This window comes from Rhizobium sp. WYCCWR 11146 (genome assembly GCF_013591995.1).
Classification (GTDB): Bacteria; Pseudomonadota; Alphaproteobacteria; order Rhizobiales; family Rhizobiaceae; genus Rhizobium; species Rhizobium indicum.
Genome location: NZ_JACCEY010000025.1, coordinates 22,495 through 38,388, shown reverse-complemented (window position 1 = coordinate 38,388; position 15,894 = coordinate 22,495). Strand labels below are relative to the sequence as shown.

19 protein-coding genes are annotated in these 15,894 nt (G+C 61.1%); 8 read left to right on the top strand and 11 right to left on the bottom strand.

What is annotated here, in order from left to right; genetic code table 11:
- Together HX899_RS23950 and HX899_RS23945 are read right to left on the bottom strand one after the other, a co-directional pair.
- Window positions 1-585, bottom strand: a complete 585-nt coding sequence (locus HX899_RS23950) for an NAD(P)H-binding protein (RefSeq protein ID WP_181293572.1) — start codon at window positions 583-585, stop codon at window positions 1-3.
- Between the two features lie 11 nt (window positions 586-596).
- A complete protein-coding gene (locus HX899_RS23945; protein ID WP_181293571.1) occupies window positions 597-980 on the bottom strand; it encodes a nuclear transport factor 2 family protein in 384 nt (127 codons plus the stop codon).
- A 119-nt stretch (window positions 981-1,099) separates the two neighbouring features.
- Between HX899_RS23945 and HX899_RS23940 the strand changes: the two genes are divergently transcribed.
- The 3 genes from HX899_RS23940 to HX899_RS23930 all read left to right on the top strand — a co-directional run bounded on the left by HX899_RS23940 (window position 1,100) and on the right by HX899_RS23930 (window position 4,102).
- Complete coding sequence (locus tag HX899_RS23940) at window positions 1,100-2,008, top strand: LysR family transcriptional regulator (RefSeq protein ID WP_181293570.1); 909 nt, start codon at window positions 1,100-1,102, stop codon at window positions 2,006-2,008.
- A gap of 113 nt (window positions 2,009-2,121) precedes the next feature.
- Window positions 2,122-3,597, top strand: coding sequence for an MFS transporter (locus HX899_RS23935; protein ID WP_181293569.1), 1,476 nt, complete (start codon window positions 2,122-2,124; stop codon window positions 3,595-3,597).
- A 40-nt stretch (window positions 3,598-3,637) separates the two neighbouring features.
- Window positions 3,638-4,102: a nuclear transport factor 2 family protein gene (locus HX899_RS23930; RefSeq protein ID WP_181293568.1), complete on the top strand. Its 465-nt coding sequence runs from the start codon at window positions 3,638-3,640 to the stop codon at window positions 4,100-4,102.
- Window positions 4,103-4,198: 96 nt separating this feature from the next.
- Here the strand turns inward: HX899_RS23930 and HX899_RS23925 are convergent, their stop codons facing one another.
- Both HX899_RS23925 and HX899_RS23920 read right to left on the bottom strand, forming a co-directional pair.
- Entirely contained in the window at window positions 4,199-4,684 is a 486-nt protein-coding gene (locus tag HX899_RS23925; protein ID WP_011650769.1) for a peroxiredoxin, read from the bottom strand.
- 140 nt (window positions 4,685-4,824) lie between these two features.
- The gene (locus tag HX899_RS23920) at window positions 4,825-5,676 is read right to left on the bottom strand and encodes a protein-disulfide reductase DsbD domain-containing protein (protein ID WP_181293567.1); all 852 of its coding nucleotides are present in this window, start codon (window positions 5,674-5,676) and stop codon (window positions 4,825-4,827) included.
- A 141-nt stretch (window positions 5,677-5,817) separates the two neighbouring features.
- Between HX899_RS23920 and HX899_RS23915 the strand changes: the two genes are divergently transcribed.
- The 3 genes from HX899_RS23915 (at window position 5,818) to HX899_RS23905 (ending at window position 7,911) form a co-directional block, all read left to right on the top strand.
- Window positions 5,818-6,423 carry a YqgE/AlgH family protein gene (locus HX899_RS23915; RefSeq protein WP_130667473.1) on the top strand — a complete coding sequence of 202 codons (606 nt, stop codon included), beginning with the start codon at window positions 5,818-5,820 and terminating at the stop codon, window positions 6,421-6,423.
- 115 nt (window positions 6,424-6,538) lie between these two features.
- Window positions 6,539-6,730: a CsbD family protein gene (locus HX899_RS23910; protein ID WP_138328803.1), complete on the top strand. Its 192-nt coding sequence runs from the start codon at window positions 6,539-6,541 to the stop codon at window positions 6,728-6,730.
- A 95-nt stretch (window positions 6,731-6,825) separates the two neighbouring features.
- Window positions 6,826-7,911 carry a putative zinc-binding metallopeptidase gene (locus HX899_RS23905; protein WP_181293566.1) on the top strand — a complete coding sequence of 362 codons (1,086 nt, stop codon included), beginning with the start codon at window positions 6,826-6,828 and terminating at the stop codon, window positions 7,909-7,911.
- 103 nt (window positions 7,912-8,014) lie between these two features.
- Here the strand turns inward: HX899_RS23905 and HX899_RS23900 are convergent, their stop codons facing one another.
- Window positions 8,015-8,581, bottom strand: coding sequence for a flavodoxin (locus tag HX899_RS23900; RefSeq protein ID WP_181293565.1), 567 nt, complete (start codon window positions 8,579-8,581; stop codon window positions 8,015-8,017).
- A gap of 28 nt (window positions 8,582-8,609) precedes the next feature.
- Window positions 8,610-9,803, bottom strand: coding sequence for a carboxymuconolactone decarboxylase family protein (locus HX899_RS23895; RefSeq protein ID WP_181293564.1), 1,194 nt, complete (start codon window positions 9,801-9,803; stop codon window positions 8,610-8,612).
- 257 nt (window positions 9,804-10,060) lie between these two features.
- Here HX899_RS23895 and HX899_RS23890 point away from each other — a divergent pair, with 257 nt between their 5' ends.
- Window positions 10,061-10,954 carry a LysR family transcriptional regulator gene (locus HX899_RS23890; RefSeq protein ID WP_181293563.1) on the top strand — a complete coding sequence of 298 codons (894 nt, stop codon included), beginning with the start codon at window positions 10,061-10,063 and terminating at the stop codon, window positions 10,952-10,954.
- A 70-nt stretch (window positions 10,955-11,024) separates the two neighbouring features.
- Here HX899_RS23890 and rnhA read toward each other — a convergent pair whose 3' ends face one another.
- The 5 genes from rnhA to HX899_RS23865 all read right to left on the bottom strand — a co-directional run bounded on the left by rnhA (window position 11,025) and on the right by HX899_RS23865 (window position 14,881).
- Window positions 11,025-11,480, bottom strand: a complete 456-nt coding sequence (gene rnhA, locus HX899_RS23885; RefSeq protein ID WP_003545999.1) for a ribonuclease HI — start codon at window positions 11,478-11,480, stop codon at window positions 11,025-11,027.
- A complete protein-coding gene (locus HX899_RS23880; RefSeq protein ID WP_181293562.1) occupies window positions 11,477-12,442 on the bottom strand; it encodes a homoserine kinase in 966 nt (321 codons plus the stop codon). The genes rnhA and HX899_RS23880 overlap by 4 nt, the downstream gene beginning before the upstream one ends.
- Before the next feature lie 70 nt (window positions 12,443-12,512).
- Entirely contained in the window at window positions 12,513-13,514 is a 1,002-nt protein-coding gene (gene ispH, locus HX899_RS23875) for a 4-hydroxy-3-methylbut-2-enyl diphosphate reductase (RefSeq protein WP_181293561.1), read from the bottom strand.
- A gap of 238 nt (window positions 13,515-13,752) precedes the next feature.
- Window positions 13,753-14,508, bottom strand: a complete 756-nt coding sequence (locus tag HX899_RS23870) for an SURF1 family protein (protein ID WP_181293560.1) — start codon at window positions 14,506-14,508, stop codon at window positions 13,753-13,755.
- Window positions 14,501-14,881: a DUF983 domain-containing protein gene (locus HX899_RS23865; RefSeq protein WP_003545995.1), complete on the bottom strand. Its 381-nt coding sequence runs from the start codon at window positions 14,879-14,881 to the stop codon at window positions 14,501-14,503. Before HX899_RS23865 ends, HX899_RS23870 begins: the two co-directional genes overlap by 8 nt.
- Window positions 14,882-15,138: 257 nt before the next feature.
- Here HX899_RS23865 and HX899_RS23860 point away from each other — a divergent pair, with 257 nt between their 5' ends.
- On the top strand, window positions 15,139-15,780 hold the full coding sequence (locus tag HX899_RS23860; RefSeq protein WP_138387964.1) for a chloramphenicol phosphotransferase CPT family protein: 642 nt from the start codon (window positions 15,139-15,141) through the stop codon (window positions 15,778-15,780).
- Window positions 15,781-15,894 lie beyond the last annotated feature (114 nt).

Genomic DNA, 15,894 nt, shown 5'->3' with positions numbered 1-15,894 from the left:
TCACGAGCTGCTCACGCCGAGGCTCTCGCGAGCATGCAATGCGGGATCGGAGGCGAGCTTCACGATCAGGTCCGACAGGCTGTTTAGCGAGACGTCGTGTCCCTTGAAGGGCTCGCCCTTTCCGGTGAGCTGATAGTTGATCTCAGCGTCGTGCGTGAACCAACCCGGCCGCAGGATGGTGTAATCGAGGTCCGACTGCTCGATCAGCGCCGCAGAATCCCGATAAGGATCGAGGATGCTGCGATATTTCTCGCCGGGGACTTCGCCGTAAATGCCCATCGAACTGATGAAGATCAGCCGTTTCAGCTCCGCCGCGTGCATGGCGTCGACGATCGACCGGGCCTGGCGAGCCATATCGCCGGAAAGGTTGGCATAGACGACGTCCTGCTTGGCCATCGCCAGGCGGAGCACCGCGGTGTCGAGAACGTCGCCGTCGACGATCCTCACTCTTTCGGGCGCCGGGTTGGTGAGACGGCTCGCCCGCCGCAGATAGAGGGTGAGATTGGCGTCCGTCCTGTCGAGGAGCATCCGTGTCGTGTTGCGCGCCAACTGCCCGTTGGCGCCGAGTATAAGGATGTTGGTCATGCTGATTTCCCTCAATAGGTCGAGGCGAGAAGCTCGACGAGCCTCCACCCGGCGGGTTTGCGCACATAGACTTCGGTGAAAGCCAGACGATACTGTCCTCGGTGCCCGCCCATGGTCACCGTGAAAACGGCCTTGCCTCGGAGTGTGGCTCGATCGCCCTCGACCGCAACCGAAGCGCCCCGCGGCTCGATGCGGTTGTAGACAAAGCGGCCCGATCGCAGCTCTTCGATCCATTCTCGCTTCGAAGACACATGCCCGGTGATGTGGACGAAATGCAGATCGTCGTCGAAAAGCGCCTCGACCAGATCGATACGGCCGGAAGTTTTCCAACGGAACTTGTCCAGCGAGAGGGCAATGATCTCCTCCTCGGCGCTTCCTGATGCTGCGTGGTTCATCGAGAACAGCCTTTCTGGTCGAGATGTGCCTGGGCACTGCCTGCCCCCATCATCTAGTCCATGGGCGAAAAGACGATTAGGCTGCAAAATCCGCATTCGGTATTGAGCAGAATTCAAAAATGTCTCGAGACAGCATCAACGACCTCACTGTTTTCCTGGCGGTCGCCAGAGAACAGAGCTTCACGAGAGCGGCGGCAAAGCTTGGCGTCTCGCCTTCGGCGCTCAGTCATTCGATGCGGCTGCTCGAGGAGCGACTCGGCATTCGCTTGCTGACGAGAACGACCCGGCGCGTCTCCGTGACCGATGCCGGGGAGCGGTTGCTGCACTCGATCGAGCCGCACTTCGACGGCATCGATACCGCACTGGCGGCTCTGACAGAACTGCGCGACAAACCCGCGGGGACGGTTCGGATCACCGCCGGCGAGCATCCGACGACATCGATCCTCTGGCCGGCGATAGAGCGACTTCTTCCAGAATATCCGGATATCAAGTTTGAAATCACCGTGGACGGGGCGCTCACCGATATTGTCGCGGAGCGCTACGATGCGGGAATTCGGCTCGGCGAGCAGCTCAACGGCGATATGATCGCCGTGCGGATCGGACCTGAGATGAGAATGGTGGTCGTTGGTTCGCCAGACTATTTCGCGCGCCACCCAAAACCGTCGACGCCGCAGGACCTGACTGCCCATGCCTGCATCAACATCAGACTGCCGACCTATGGAGGCTATCTGGTTTGGGAGTTCGAAAAGGACGGGCGGGAGGTTCGTGTCCGTGTCGATGGCCCGTTGGCTTTCAACACCACGCAGATGGTGATGAGAGCGGCGCTCGGGGGCGTCGGACTTGCTTACTTGTTCGAGGATCATGCACGAGATGAAATCGAGAGCGGGCGGCTTGTCACCGTTCTCGACGACTGGAACCCGCTGTTCGATGGTTATTTCCTCTACTATCCGAGCCGCCGTCAGATGTCTCCGGCCTTCAGCGTGCTGGTCGACGCGCTGCGATACCGACCATCACGTTCCGATCATTGATGAGAATTCCTCAAAAGCGCATGCAGGAATAGCAATCTAATCGGCAGAATAGGCGGGTGCTATCTCTCGGGACATCGGCGGCAATCGCCGCAATGACGGTTCCGGAGAGCGCCATGAGATCACCCCCACAGGCCAGCCGGCCCTCCAGCCGAGCGGAAAAACCTTTATCGCACGCGGTCAACAAGACAGCGATCCTGACCATCATCCTCACCAGCTACGTGATGCTCGTACTCGACACGTCGATCGTGCTGACGGGGCTTCCGAGCATTCATCGTGAACTTGGCTTTTCCGATCCTGAACTCGCCTGGGTGCAGAGCGCCTATACCCTCACCTTCGGAGGCTTCCTGCTTCTGGGTGCAAGGGCAGGCGACATTCTCGGCCGCAAGCGCATGCTCACCATCGGCCTTGCTCTCTTCACCGCGTCTTCGCTCGCCATCGGTCTTGCCGAGACGCCGGCCTGGATGATCGGCGCGCGTGCCGTCCAGGGGTTTGGCGGCGCTATTCTTGCGCCGGCCACGCTGGCCTTGCTGCAGACGACCTTCGCTGAAGGGACCGAGCGCACCCGCGCAGTTTCCTATTACAGCGCCGTCGCCGGCATTGCGGCCAGCGTCGGCCTCGTGCTCGGCGGCATATTGGCCGAGTGGCTGTCGTGGCGTGTGGGCTTCTTCATCAATCTGCCGATTGGCCTCGGCATGATCCTCGCCGCGATCCGCTTCGTTCCGGAGACGGGACGGCAGTCGGGGCGGCTCGATATTGCCGGAGGCCTGACCTCGACGATCGGCATGGTGGCGCTTGTCTATGGCCTGATCCGTTCGGCGACGCATGGCTGGCATGATAGCTTGACCATCGGGCTTATCGCGACCTCCCTATTGCTGCTGGTGGCCTTTGTTGCCATCGAACGGAATGCTCGGCAACCGATCATGCCGTTGCGTCTCTTCGCCAGTCGCGAACGCGTCGGGGCCTATTCTGCGCGAATGCTCTTCCTCGGCGGAATGATCGGCTTCTTTTTCTTCACGACGCAGTTCCTGCAGAGTGTTCTTGGATACAGCGCTGCCGCCACCGGATTGGCTTTCCTGCCCGCGACACTCGTGAACTTTGCATCGGCAATGGCCGTGCCGCAGCTGACGAAGCGGTTCGGCAACGCCCGCCTGCTTGCCACGGGTTTTGTCCTGACCCTTGTCGGCATGACCTGGCTCAGCCGTGTCTCCGCCGATGCGGACTATCTGAGTGACATCGCCTTGCCGATGATCCTGATCGGCTGGGGCCAGGGTTTCGTCCTGAGCCCTCTGACAGCCTCGGGCATATCAGGCGTCTCCGGGGCCGATGCCGGCGCCGCCTCAGGTGTGGTCAACGTCGCCCACCAGCTCGGCAATTCCCTTGGTCTTGCGATCCTAGTCGCCGTCACGGCTTTCGGCACGAGCGGCCTGGAAGGCATCCCACTTCTTGCCCATCGCGTGACGATGGCGTTGACGGGCTCAGCCGCGATGATGGCGCTCGCGCTTGTTCTCGTCCTCGCCCTGATCGTCCGGCAGCGCCACCCCGCCTCAGCCATCGTCCCGGTCGCCGAAGAGTCGGTCGACGTCGCCTGAAACGCAATCCGCCAATCCGTTCCAACTCAAGGAGATTTCCATGCAAGACAATACTCTGGAACAACGCATCCAGACCCTCGAAGACAAGGTCGCCCTCAAAGCACTCGTCGACACTTTCGCCAATCTCGCGGATCAGAAAGATTTGGCCACTCAATCGCTGCTGTTTGCCGAAGACGCGGTTGTCGACACCTACTTCGAAGGACAGCTTTTTGCGTCGCTCAAGGGTCGCAAGGAGATTCAGGAGACCTTTACGGGCTTCATGGCCAATTTCGAGACGGCCTACCATATCAATGGGCAGCATACCGCCGAAATTGACGGAGACCGCGCAACGGCAGTGCACTATTGCCTGGTCGTCCTCGTCAACACAGTCGACGGCAAAAAGATGAGGAATACCAACGGCGTTTATTACAATGACGAGTATGTGCGCCAGGATGGTCGGTGGCTGATCTCGAAGCGCACTTCGCATTTCACATGGCGTGACACTATGGAGATGGCGGCCGGTTGACCGAGGCCTGAGACGCCGCTCGAGTCCCGCCGAAGACTCACACAATCGAAAAGGGGCGCCCGAACGGCCGCCCCTTCATCCATCAGCAATGAACGCTCAGAGCTGTTCCAGCATCGCGGCGGCACCTGATACGGTTGCCTGGCCGGGGCTTTCCTCGACGTTGAGAGCTTTGACCACCCCGTCTTCCACCAGCATCGAATAACGCTTGGAGCGGAGGCCGAGGCCGCCGGCGGAGAGGTCGGCGTCGAGGCCGACGGCTTTGGTGAAGCCGGCATCCCAATCGGCGAGGAAGTGGATCTTGCCCATGCCGCCTGACGATTGCGCCCAGGCGCCCATCACGTGCCAGTCGTTGACGGCGACGACGGCGATGTCGTCGACGCCCTTGCCAAGGATGGTGTCGCGGTTTTCGAGATAACCCGGCAGGTGGTTCAGCGAGCAGGTGGGCGTAAACGCGCCCGGCACGGCAAAGAGCACGACGCGCTTGCCGGCGAAGAGCTGATCGGTGGTGATTTCGACCGGGCCGTCAGCCGTCTTTTCCTTGAAGGTGGCGGCAGGAAGCTTGTCGCCGATCGCGATGGTCATGGTCTTCTCCTTGAGTTCTGGATTGGGGGTTCTGGCTTTGGGGATTCCGGCTTGGCGGTGGCGGGCGCCGTAGGGGATCTGCGGCGACTATAGGAGCCCATCATTGAAAGGCAAGGCCGGTCATTGAAAGGCAAGACCGGTCATTCGAAGGCAAGCGTCGTCTCCATCGCCCGTTCACCGTCGATGACGAGCACGCTCCATTGCTTGCCTGCCATGTCGTAATCCTTCGGCAGCTTGCCGATTGATATATCGACCTTGAAGGTGGCGCCGTCGCGTTTGCCGCCGATCTGCTTGGTGAAGGCATAACCGCTCGGGCCGGTGACGATGATATCCGGCGCGGCCTTCCCCTCGCCCGGCCCCCCGCCCGGCAAAGCGAGCGTCAGCGACAGCGTCTTCCCATCGGGTGACATCGCATGCGCCGTCACGTCGAAATCCTGCGACGGCGGCTTCGGCAGGCTCGCATCGGCGGCCTGAAGGATCGCCTCCTCTTGCGGGTGCGACTGGATGGCGGGGCCGAGCTTCAGCTGCAAATTCGCCTGGAAGGGAATGCAGATATCCTTGCAGATGCCGATGAAGGCGGCAGCATCGATCGTAACCGGGCCTTTGCCGGCCGCCGTCAGCGACAGCGGCAGCGTCACCGGCGCGTCATAGGCAATATCCTCGATCGCGCCGTTGAAAAAATGCTTCGGAACGGGATAGGCGATGGCATCGAGCGTGACGCCGCTTGCCGCCGCGATGGTGATTTGCGGCGGAATGCCGCTGTTGCCGGGCTCTTTCCAATAGGTGATCCAGCCGGGCTTCGGCTCGATCTGAAGGGCAGCGCGGATTTTGCCGCGGGCATCGGGCGCGAGCGCCACGAGGCGCATGCGGCCGCCTTCGTTGTCCGCCCAGGCGCTCATTTCCGCATGGGCGGAATAAAACGGCACAAGGGCTGCTACCACCGACACAACCGCGATTAAAAGCCTGCGCGGGCCTGAGGAAATAATCATCATGGAACAAAGGTTTACCGAATGTGCTGTTTGGCCGCCAGAAGTCGCGGCGATTTAAATCTTCATTTTCAGTTGATTGATGTGTGACATTGGCCCATGTTTCTTTTGTCGAGGCCTTGGTGCGGTCTAGCAGCAGGAGGAACGATGTCCTTATTGACGCTGAAGAACAGACGGGAACGTGGCTTCTTCGATGGCCAATTCCTCATCGCCATGCCGGGCATGGAAGACCGCAATTTTGCGCGCACAGTGATCTACATTTGCGCGCATTCGGATGCCGGCGCCATGGGCTTCGTCATCAACCGTCCGCAGAGCCTCACCTTCACCGATGTGCTGCTGCATCTCGACATGATCAAGCAGGAAGATTCGATCGTGCTGCCGAAGCGGGCGCGCGAATTCCCGATCCAGACCGGCGGGCCGGTGGAAAGCGGCCGCGGCTTCGTGCTGCATTCGGACGATTATTCCAGCGACTCCAGCATTCCCGTCAGCGACGATATCTGCCTGACGGCGACGCTCGATATCGTGCGCGCCATCTCCAAGGGCGATGGGCCGACGCGGGCGACGATGCTGCTCGGCTATTCCTCCTGGTCGGCCGGCCAGCTCGAAAGCGAGGTCGTCAACAATGGCTGGCTCACCTGCCCGGCCAATGAGGAATTGATCTTCGACCGCAGCCTCGACGACAAATACGAGCGGGCGCTCGCCGGCATGGGCGTGACCGCTGCCATGCTTTCGGCCGAAGCCGGCCATGCCTGAGGGGCTGGCCTGACAGCAGCTGACCTGACGGCAGCGGGAACGAATAGCTGCGAGTGACGTTTCATTTCGGCAAGCATGGACAAAAGGCCCATGCTGACCAAGGAGACATCACATAATGGGTAGCACCAGCGACAAGATTTCCGGTAAGGCAAACGAAATTGCCGGCAAGACCAAGCAGTCCGTCGGTAAGGCGACGGACGATCGCGAAATGCAGGCCAAGGGCGCCGTCCAGGAAGCCAAGGGCAAGGGACAGGTCGCAACCGGCAAGGTCAAGGACAAGCTCAAGGGCGCCGTCGACCGGCTCTGAGCAATAGTGCATCCTTCAAGAACCATGCCTGCTGCGCCCCTCGCGCGGCAGGCATTTTTAATCCCCCACCCTCATGCTTTGCAGAGATAGACAAGATGAAGCTTTTTGCCTGCGACAATTGCGATCAGGTCGTCCACTTCGACAACCGTCGATGCGTGCGTTGCAACCATCGCCTCGGCTTCCTGCCAGGCGACCTCGCCATGCATGCGCTGGAGCCGCGCGACGAGACGCTCTGGCAGCTCGTTTCCAATCCCGATCGCGATGTCCGCTTCTGCGCCAATGCCAGCCTCGACATCTGCAACTGGCTGGTGGACGATGATGGCGAGAGCGAATTCTGCGTTGCCTGCCGCCATAACCGGCTGGTTCCGAACACCGATACCCAGGACGGCATCGATCGCTGGCGGCGCATCAGCCAGGCGCAGCGTCATCTGTTTTATTCGCTGCTGCGCTGGAAGCTGCCGCATCCCGATCGGGCGCAAGACCCGCAAGGCGGCCTGGTCTTCGATTTCCTCGAGGATTCGATAGAGAGCAACGGCTTTATCGTGCCGGCCATGACCGGCCACGAGGAAGGCCTGATCACCATCCGCGCCGCGGAGGCCGACGATGCGACGCGCGAACAGGCGCGCAGCTCGATGAACGAACCCTATCGCACGCTGCTTGGCCATTTCCGCCACGAGGCCGGCCATTTCATCTGGAACAAGCTGGTGCGCGATCGGGGCGGCCTTGCCGATTTCCGCACGGTCTTCGGCGACGAACGGCAGGATTATACGACAGCCCTCCAGACCCATTATGCCGGCGGCGCCCCCTTGGGATGGCAGGACAATTTCATCAGCGCCTATGCGGCATCACACCCCTGGGAGGATTTCGCCGAATGCTTCGCGCATTACCTCCATATCGTCGATACGCTCGAAACCGCTCGCGCCTTCGGCATCGCCATCGATCCGCGCGGCCATGAAGAAATCGCCGGCGAGGTGGATTTCATCCCCTACAGGGCAAGAAGCGCCGAACAGCTGGTCAGCGCCTGGGTGCCGCTCAGCATCGCGATCAACGCCATCCAGCGCAGCATGGGTCAGCCTGACTCCTATCCCTTCGTGCTCTCCTCGCCTGTTGTGGCAAAACTCGAATATCTGCACCGGCTGATCCAGGGCGCGGCGACGGCACCGCAGCAGCGGGCGGCTTAAGGTACTGAGGCCCGCCACGTCGTTGCCGCTATCCCACTGCGCCGGCGAGTTTGGCTGGAATGACCGCATCATGATCTGATCAGCGAAGAGCTTGTGTCTTTATTCAACCCAGCCAGCTCCTCACCTGTTCTATCGTCCGGCGTTCCTGGTCCGCTTCCAAGGAGAACGGCGGCTCGATCGTAGCACGCGGCGCCAGGGACCTGATCACTTCAAGGCTGCTTCCAAGGCCGTAACCGCCATGAGTGATGAAGGGGCGGATGATCTTGCCCGAAAGATCATGAGACTGCAGAAATGAGCGGATAACCGGCGGTGCCGTTGTTCCCCAAATCGGGAAGCCCAGGAAAACCTCCTGGTACTGATCGAGGTTGGCAACCAATTGAGCCAGGGGCGGGAGGAAGCCTTGTTCGGTTTCCCGGCGAGCCTGGGCAACAGTTTCCTCATAGTCTTCCGGATAGGGCTCGGCCGGCTGGATTTCAATCAGCGCGGCCTGGCGTGCCCGGCGGACCTGCAGGGCAATGACCCGTGTATTGCCTGTCCGGGTAAAGTACGCGACCAGCGTGTTCGCGGACGGAGTTTGCTGAGCCTCAGTGCCGGCGGAGGTCATAGCCAGCCCGATGGCCGCAAGGGGCAGCGACGTGAGAAAATGCCGGCGTGCGCTCGATTTCTGCATGCGCTTTTCCTCACAGCTTGTCGGTCAATTATTCAGCTTCGCCACCCTGGCGATAGTCCTCAGTCGCGACTTTCTCCATCCAGGTCACGCTGTTGCCGTCAAGTGCTTCCGATACCGCAAAATGCACCATCGCTTCATCAGCCGACGCACCGTGCCAGTGTTTTACCATCGGGGGAATCCAGACGACATCACCCGGTTCCATGACCTGGACCGTGCCGCCTTCCTTCTGGACCCAGCCTCGGCCGGAAACGACAAACAGCGTCTGACCGAGCGGGTGCGAATGCCAGGCCGTATGGGCGCCAGGTTCGAAGGCAACCGTGGCACCGCCAATGCGGGCAGCGCCATCACCCTTGTAAGCGGCCGATACCTGGACCTCGCCGGTGAAACGCTCGGCCGGACCGCTTACCGGTTGGCTGCCGCGTTTGACCACCTTGATATCTGCTTCTGCCGGGTTGCTCGAGGCGGACGCTTCACGGCTTGCGAAGACCGTTTTGAGAACCGGCACTGCTGATATGGCGCGAGGCCAGCCGGCATAGAACCCGGCATGGGTAACAGCTTCAGCTGCCTCTTCGCGGCTGAGACCATTATCCATGGCGCGGGTGAGATGGAACGTCAGTTGGTCAGACTGCCCCATCGCCACGAGAGCGGCCACCGTAACGAGGCTGCGATCGCGGGCCGACAGATCCGGGCGCTGCCACAGATCACCGAACAATGCCCGGTTTGTCAGGTCGGCAAGGGCCGGCGCGGTAGGTGCCACCTCGGCGTCCACGGACGCGCTGCGGGCGGCTTCCGTTGCGGCATCGAACTGAATGCGTGGGTCACCGCTGTCCGCCACGGGCGCGATCTTCAGCTCGTCAAAGGCCTTCTTGGTCTCCGTCACGGCCGATATCGCATTGGGCCAGCCGGAATAAAATGCGAGATGAGTGACGACCTCGCCCACTTCCCTGGGCTCGACACCATTTTCTAGGGCGCGCTTTACATGATTGGCAAGGACGTGCCCCTTGCCGGTTGAGATCAGTACCGAAATGGTGACCAGGCTGCGATCGCGCGGGGTCAGATCCCCGCGCTTCCAAAACTCGCCGAACAGAACGTCATCCGTGAAGTGGCCAAGGCCCGGGGCGACGTCATAGACGGCCGGCGGAGCCACGCGGGGGTTCTGCTGCGCTTCGGCGCCTGCGGCTGCGAATGCCGAGATGGCAAGGCTTGCGGCGATGGTTTTCACGGTGATCTCCTTATTGACTGTCTGCTCCGACATAGGATCGGAGGACGGGCCCGATTAGGCATCGGATTCCGAAAGGGGCTATATCCGCCATTCATGAAAGGGGCGGCCTCTAGGACGCCGCTCCGCTGGGCAGTTGGTCAGCGGGCCTTTGTTCCTGGCGGATCTATAGACCGCCGGCTATCGAGGAGAATTTACTCCTGGCCGATTACTCCGACTAGATGCTAGGATCCAAATAGACTTATATTGAGGATTCATGAATGAGGCGCGATGAACTGGGTGACCTGGCAGCCTTCCTGACGGTCGCTGAAGAACGAAGTTTCACACGTGCGGCCGCGCTGCTGGGGACCTCGCAGTCGTCCCTCAGCCATACAGTGCGCCGACTGGAAGATCGCATGGGCCTCCGGCTCCTGACGCGGACGACCCGCAACGTTGTTCCAACCGAGGCCGGAGAGCAGCTGGCCGAAACGCTGCGACCTGCGTTCAATGATATCCGCAGCCGGCTGGATGCACTTGGCGCCATGCGTCATGCGCCGGGAGGCACGATACGCATCACTTCGATCCGGCATGCCGCAGAAACGATCCTCATGCCTGCCGTAAAGGGATTGATGCAGTCCTACCCGGATATCAACATCGAGATCTCTGTCGACAATCGGCTGATCGATCTTGTGAACGAGCGCTTTGACGCCGGGGTCCGGCTTGGGGAGCATATCGAAAAAGATATGATCGCGCTCAAGATCGGACCGGAAATGCGCATGCTGGTCGTTGCCTCTCCGGATTATTTCGCACGGCATCCGAAACCGGCCACGCCGCATGAGCTGACGCAGCACCGTTGCATCAATCTCAGGCTTGCAACTGTTGGCGGCTTGTACGCCTGGGAGTTCGAAAAAGACGGCAAGCCGCTGAATGTTCGTGTGGAAGGTCAGTTCATCTGCAATGACGTCGAGATGATCATAGATGCGGCGCTGGGTGGTTTTGGCCTGGCATGCCTGCCAGACGATTACCTCCTGCCGCTGATCCGTGAAGGAAAACTGGTGCCCGTGCTGGAGGACTGGTCACCGCCATTTCCTGGATATCACCTTTATTATCCGAGCAGACGGCTTGCCTCCCCCGCATTCTCGCTTCTGGTGAATGCATTGCGTTATCGCAGTTGATTTCGCCCGGGACGGAAAGGACGCACGGCGCTCAATGTCGCCGAGACGCGCAAAGGCAAATGTGCGGGACTTAAAACGAAACCGCCTTGCCCTTCTTGAAAGGCTCCATGCCCCGGCGGGCAAGTTCGTCGGCGCGTTCGTTTTCCGGGTGGCCGGCATGGCCCTTGACCCAGTGCAGCGTCACCTTGTGGCGGTCACGGGCCGCCTCCAGCGCCTGCCAGAGTTCGGCATTCTTCACCGGCTTCTTGTCGGCGGTTTTCCAGCCGTTTTTCTTCCAGCCGAAAATCCACTTGGAAATGCCGTCCTTGACATAGGCGCTGTCGGTATAGAGATCGACCTCGCAAGGGCTCTTCAAGGCCGATAGCGCCGAGATCGCCGCCAGCAGTTCCATACGATTGTTGGTCGTATCCGCCTCGCCGCCGCAAAGCTCCTTTTCGACATCGCCATAACGCAGCACCGCACCCCATCCACCGGGGCCGGGATTGCCGGAGCATGCGCCGTCGGTAAAAATATCGACGTGTTTCATAGGCTCAATCCGTATTCGGCCGGGGATTTGATCTGGCGGTGGAACCGCAGCTTGCGGAGATATTCGAGCGGGTCCTTCTTGGTGACCATGGCACCTTCCGGCGTCGTCAGCCAGTCATAGAGCCGAGTCAGGAAGAACCGCAGCGCCGACCCGCGCGACAGCACCGGCAAGGCTGCGATTTCGGCATCGCTCAGCGGCCTGACGCTCTGGTACCCCTCGAGCATCGCCGTGCCCTTGGTGATGTTATAGGCGCCATCCTTCTCGAAGCACCAGGCATTCAGGCAGATCGAGACGTCATAGGCGAGCAGGTCGTTGCAGGCGAAATAGAAATCGATCAGGCCCGAAAGCTGATCACCGAGGAAGAAGACGTTGTCGGGAAAGAGGTCGGCATGGATGACGCCGGCCGGCAGGCCGCTCGGCCAGGCAGCGGAGAGGAAATCGAGTTCGTTGCGGATCTCGGTCTGCAGGCCGGGCTCGACCTCGCCGGCGCGCGCCTCGGATTTTTCCCACAGCCCCCGCCAGCCGTCGATCGACAGCGCGTTCGGGCGTTTCAAGTCGAAACCGTCGCCGGCCACATGCATCTCGGCCAGCGCCCTGCCGACCTCGCGGCAATGTTTCGCCTCCGGCTTTCTCAGCCACATGCCTTCGAGGAAGGAGATCAGCGCCGCCGGACGGCCGGACAGCGAGCCGAGCAGCGCGCCGTCGCGGCGCGGCAGCGGCAGCGGGCAGGACAGGCCGCGGGCGGAAAGATGCTGCATCAGACCGAGGAAGAAAGGCAGGTCGCTCTTTTCCACCCGCTTCTCATAGAGCGTCAGGATCAGCGGATCCTTGGAGGTGTGAAGCAGGAAGTTGGAATTTTCGACGCCTTCGGCAATGCCCTTGTAGGAGAGCAGCGTGCCCGCGTCATACTCCGTCAGGAACCACTTCAGATCGTCTTCGGCGATATCGGTATAGACTGCCAAGTGAGGTCTCGCCCTTCATGCCTTGTTGATATTGGATTTGCCGGAGTGGACGCCAGGCCGAAAGGCCGATCTAGCCGTTGACGAAGGCCATGTCGGCCGCCGTCAGCTCGATATTGCGCAGTTCGCGGTTGACGAGGAAGTTTTCAGTTTCCTGCACCGTTTCGGCCAGCTCGACGCGAGCGTCGAAGCGGGCGCGGAAGGCCTCGATGATCTCGTTGACGATGACCTCGGGGGCCGAGGCGCCGGCGGAAAGGCCGAGCGTCGAAATCGCGCCGATCTCGTCCCAGTCGAGCTCGGCGGCGCGCTGCACGAGGATCGATTTCTTCGCCCCTGCCCTGAGCGCCACTTCGACGAGACGCTTGGAATTGGACGAATTCGGCGCGCCGACGATGATGAAGAGATCGCAGCCGGGGGCTGCCTGCTTCACCACTTCCTGGCGGTTGGTCGTCGCATAACAGATCGAGTCCGCTGCCGGCGCCGTCAGGTTCGGGAAGCGCTCGTGCAGGCGGGTGATGACGCCGGCCGTATCGTCGACCGACAGCGTCGTCTGGGTGACATAGCCGAGATTGTCGGGATCGGCGGGGACATAAGCGTCGGCATCCTCGATCGTCTCGATCAGCGAGACCGAACCCTCCGGCAGCTGACCCATCGTGCCGATCACCTCAGGATGGCCGGCATGGCCGATAAGGACGACATGGCGGCCGAGGCGATTGTGGCGCATCGCCTGCTTGTGGACCTTTGAGACCAGCGGGCAGGTGGCGTCGAGATAGAAGAGGTTGCGGCTTGCCGCATCCTCCGGCACGGATTTCGGCACGCCGTGAGCGGAAAAAACCACCGGCTGGGCGCGATGTTCGGCCGGGATCTCGTCCAGTTCCTCGACGAAGACGGCGCCCTTGGCTTCCAGCCCTTCGACGACATAGCGATTATGGACAATCTCGTGGCGCACATAGACCGGCGCGCCATAGGATTTCAGCGCCAGCACGACGATCTGGATGGCGCGGTCGACGCCGGCACAGAAGCCGCGCGGGCCGCAGAGCCTGATCGTCAAAGGAGGTTTCGCCGCAATATTCATGTCTGTTCCACAAATTCCTCATTCCTGTGCTCGTCACAGGAATCCAGCCACGGCGCGTCGGCGCCGTGAATGACTGTCAACATCCTCGTCCCTCTTCCGCGCCCAAGGACTTGGCGCACTGGATTCCTGTGACAAGCACAGGAATGAGGGAGAACTTGGCAACGTCCAGCTTCAACAGCAACGTCCCGCGTAGGGCTTAGGGACCTCTAGCCCAATATGGTCGAGAATTGAAGTGATACTATTTCTGAGGTGGCTTGGCACCCTTGCGGAACCAGGAGATCGCCACCACGACGAGAAGCACGGCGGCCAGCCCGTACCAGGTGAAAGCATATTGCAGATGGTCGTTCGGCAGATCCACCTGGGTGACGCCGCCGATCGGCAGGCCGGCCGGATTGGGGGTGGAATCGGCATCGACGAAAAAGGGAATGACGTTCGCTTTCTCCAGCCCGACGCTCTCGGCCATGACGTCGAGATCCTTCCAGTAGAAGATGTTCTTGGCGACGTCGTTATCGGGCACTATCCAGGAAGGCTTGCCGGGAAGCTTTTCGCGCGCCAGGCCGGTGACGGTCTGCTGATCCGTCAGCTGGCCCTGCATGCGCGTTTCCGGCTCCTTGTTGTCAAAGGGAACGAAGCCGCGATTGACGAAGAGAATGCGCCCGTCGGCAAGCTCCAGCGGGGTATAGATGTAATAGCCGGTCTGGCCGCGCCAGGTGGCAAAGAAGTGCCGCTCCTTGTTGTTGATGTAGCGGCCGGCGGCGGTGACCTTGCGGTATTCGATATCGCCGCCTGCAGCCGCCATCGCCTCGATGTCGGCCAACGGCACGGGGCTTGCTGCCTGCCGCGCGGCGATATCGGCGATCAGGCCCTCCTTCCAGTGCAGGCGCTCCACCTGCCAGGTGCCGAGCGAAATCAGGATGGCAAGAGCGATCAGCACCAGGATGCCGGTGAAAACCGGCAGCCGGCGGCGCGGCGCGGCATGGTCGATATCAGTCACTCAGGCGTCCTTCGCGGGCATTATGGCGGTATTGCATGGCGATCAGGATGCCCTTGAACCAGCGCAGCGTCAGCAGCGACAGGATAATCGTCAACGGAGCAAAGAGCAGGATATGCACCCAGATCGGCGGCCCATAATTCACCTGCAGCCACAACACCATGCCGATGACGATGAAGCCGACGATGAGGATGACGAAGACGGCGGGGCCGTCACCGGAATCGGCGAAGGAATAGTCGAGGCCGCAGGCGGCGCAACGCGGCTTTACGCCGAGCAGGCCGTCGAACAGTTTGCCCTGGCCGCAGCGTGGGCAGCAGCCCTTGATGCCGGTTTTCACCGGATCGACGGGCGGAAAATGGGCGCTGTCCTCGTTCATTCCACTCCTTCTGGCCACTCCTTCTGGCCATTCCTTCCGGCAGCCTTGGTGGTCGCGGCGCGATGCCGCCTTAACTCTCCCATAAAGTATTCGCAGGACGAAGGGAAATGCCTGCGCTTTTTTGTCCCGCTGATAGTTCTTCACATCGAAATCGATGTGAGGAACTATCAGCAATTCAAAGTGTTACAGCGTCCTTGCCGCGTCTGAAAAGTCGCGCGGCGCTGTAATGATTCGCGCCAAACAGAAGAAGAAGACTGATGACCAATGATAGCCATTCCGTGCAGATCATTATCCTGAACGGCGCGCCGCGGAGCGGCAAATCAAGCATCGCGCGCGCGGTACAGGAACACTTCGAGGGGCCGTGGATCAACCTCGGCGTCGACAGCTACAATGCCATGACACCGAAACGCTACCTTCCGGGCATCGGATTGCGGCCGGGCGGCGAACGGCCGGACCTGGAGGAACTGGTGCCGTTCTTTTATGCGGCGCTCTACGAATCGATCGCCATCCATGCCAGCCTGGGGCTTAATGTCATCGCCGATCTCGGCCACCATGACAGTTATTCGCAGCCGCTCGGCATCCTCGCCGATTGCGCCCGGCGACTGGAAGACTTTCCCGTGCTGTTCGTCGGCGTGCGCTGTCCGATCGAGACGATCATGCAGCGGCGCGACATTGTCCAAGAAGGGCGCGAGACGCTTTATCTCAGCGCCACGGAGGACGTGCCCATTCCAGAACCGGTGCAGCGCTGGCAGGACGAGGTGCATCGTCCCGGCATCTACGACATGGAGGTCGATACGTCAGTGCTGACACCACTCGAATGCGCCGAGGCGATCCGCCATCAGTTGGATCTCGGCATTCCCGAACCTTCGGCCTTCGAACGGATCGCCGGGGCGCGCTGAGGCGATAAAAGCGGGCACGAGGGCCTTCATCGGCCCAGGAGATTGCCGCACCTGCCCCTCATCCGGCTGCCGCCACCAACCGGGGTCGAGCCACGGGTCTCGACCCGTCCTTCG

Coding starts and splice junctions, on each gene's coding strand:
- HX899_RS23950 (WP_181293572.1), bottom strand. CDS start 585: ATGACCAACATCCTTATACTCGGCGCCAACGGGCAGTTGGCGCGCAAC.
- HX899_RS23945 (WP_181293571.1), bottom strand. CDS start 980: ATGAACCACGCAGCATCAGGAAGCGCCGAGGAGGAGATCATTGCCCTC.
- HX899_RS23940 (WP_181293570.1), top strand. CDS start 1,100: ATGTCTCGAGACAGCATCAACGACCTCACTGTTTTCCTGGCGGTCGCC.
- HX899_RS23935 (WP_181293569.1), top strand. CDS start 2,122: ATGAGATCACCCCCACAGGCCAGCCGGCCCTCCAGCCGAGCGGAAAAA.
- HX899_RS23930 (WP_181293568.1), top strand. CDS start 3,638: ATGCAAGACAATACTCTGGAACAACGCATCCAGACCCTCGAAGACAAG.
- HX899_RS23925 (WP_011650769.1), bottom strand. CDS start 4,684: ATGACCATCGCGATCGGCGACAAGCTTCCTGCCGCCACCTTCAAGGAA.
- HX899_RS23920 (WP_181293567.1), bottom strand. CDS start 5,676: ATGATGATTATTTCCTCAGGCCCGCGCAGGCTTTTAATCGCGGTTGTG.
- HX899_RS23915 (WP_130667473.1), top strand. CDS start 5,818: ATGTCCTTATTGACGCTGAAGAACAGACGGGAACGTGGCTTCTTCGAT.
- HX899_RS23910 (WP_138328803.1), top strand. CDS start 6,539: ATGGGTAGCACCAGCGACAAGATTTCCGGTAAGGCAAACGAAATTGCC.
- HX899_RS23905 (WP_181293566.1), top strand. CDS start 6,826: ATGAAGCTTTTTGCCTGCGACAATTGCGATCAGGTCGTCCACTTCGAC.
- HX899_RS23900 (WP_181293565.1), bottom strand. CDS start 8,581: ATGCAGAAATCGAGCGCACGCCGGCATTTTCTCACGTCGCTGCCCCTT.
- HX899_RS23890 (WP_181293563.1), top strand. CDS start 10,061: ATGAGGCGCGATGAACTGGGTGACCTGGCAGCCTTCCTGACGGTCGCT.
- rnhA (WP_003545999.1), bottom strand. CDS start 11,480: ATGAAACACGTCGATATTTTTACCGACGGCGCATGCTCCGGCAATCCC.
- ispH (WP_181293561.1), bottom strand. CDS start 13,514: ATGAATATTGCGGCGAAACCTCCTTTGACGATCAGGCTCTGCGGCCCG.
- HX899_RS23865 (WP_003545995.1), bottom strand. CDS start 14,881: ATGAACGAGGACAGCGCCCATTTTCCGCCCGTCGATCCGGTGAAAACC.
- HX899_RS23860 (WP_138387964.1), top strand. CDS start 15,139: ATGACCAATGATAGCCATTCCGTGCAGATCATTATCCTGAACGGCGCG.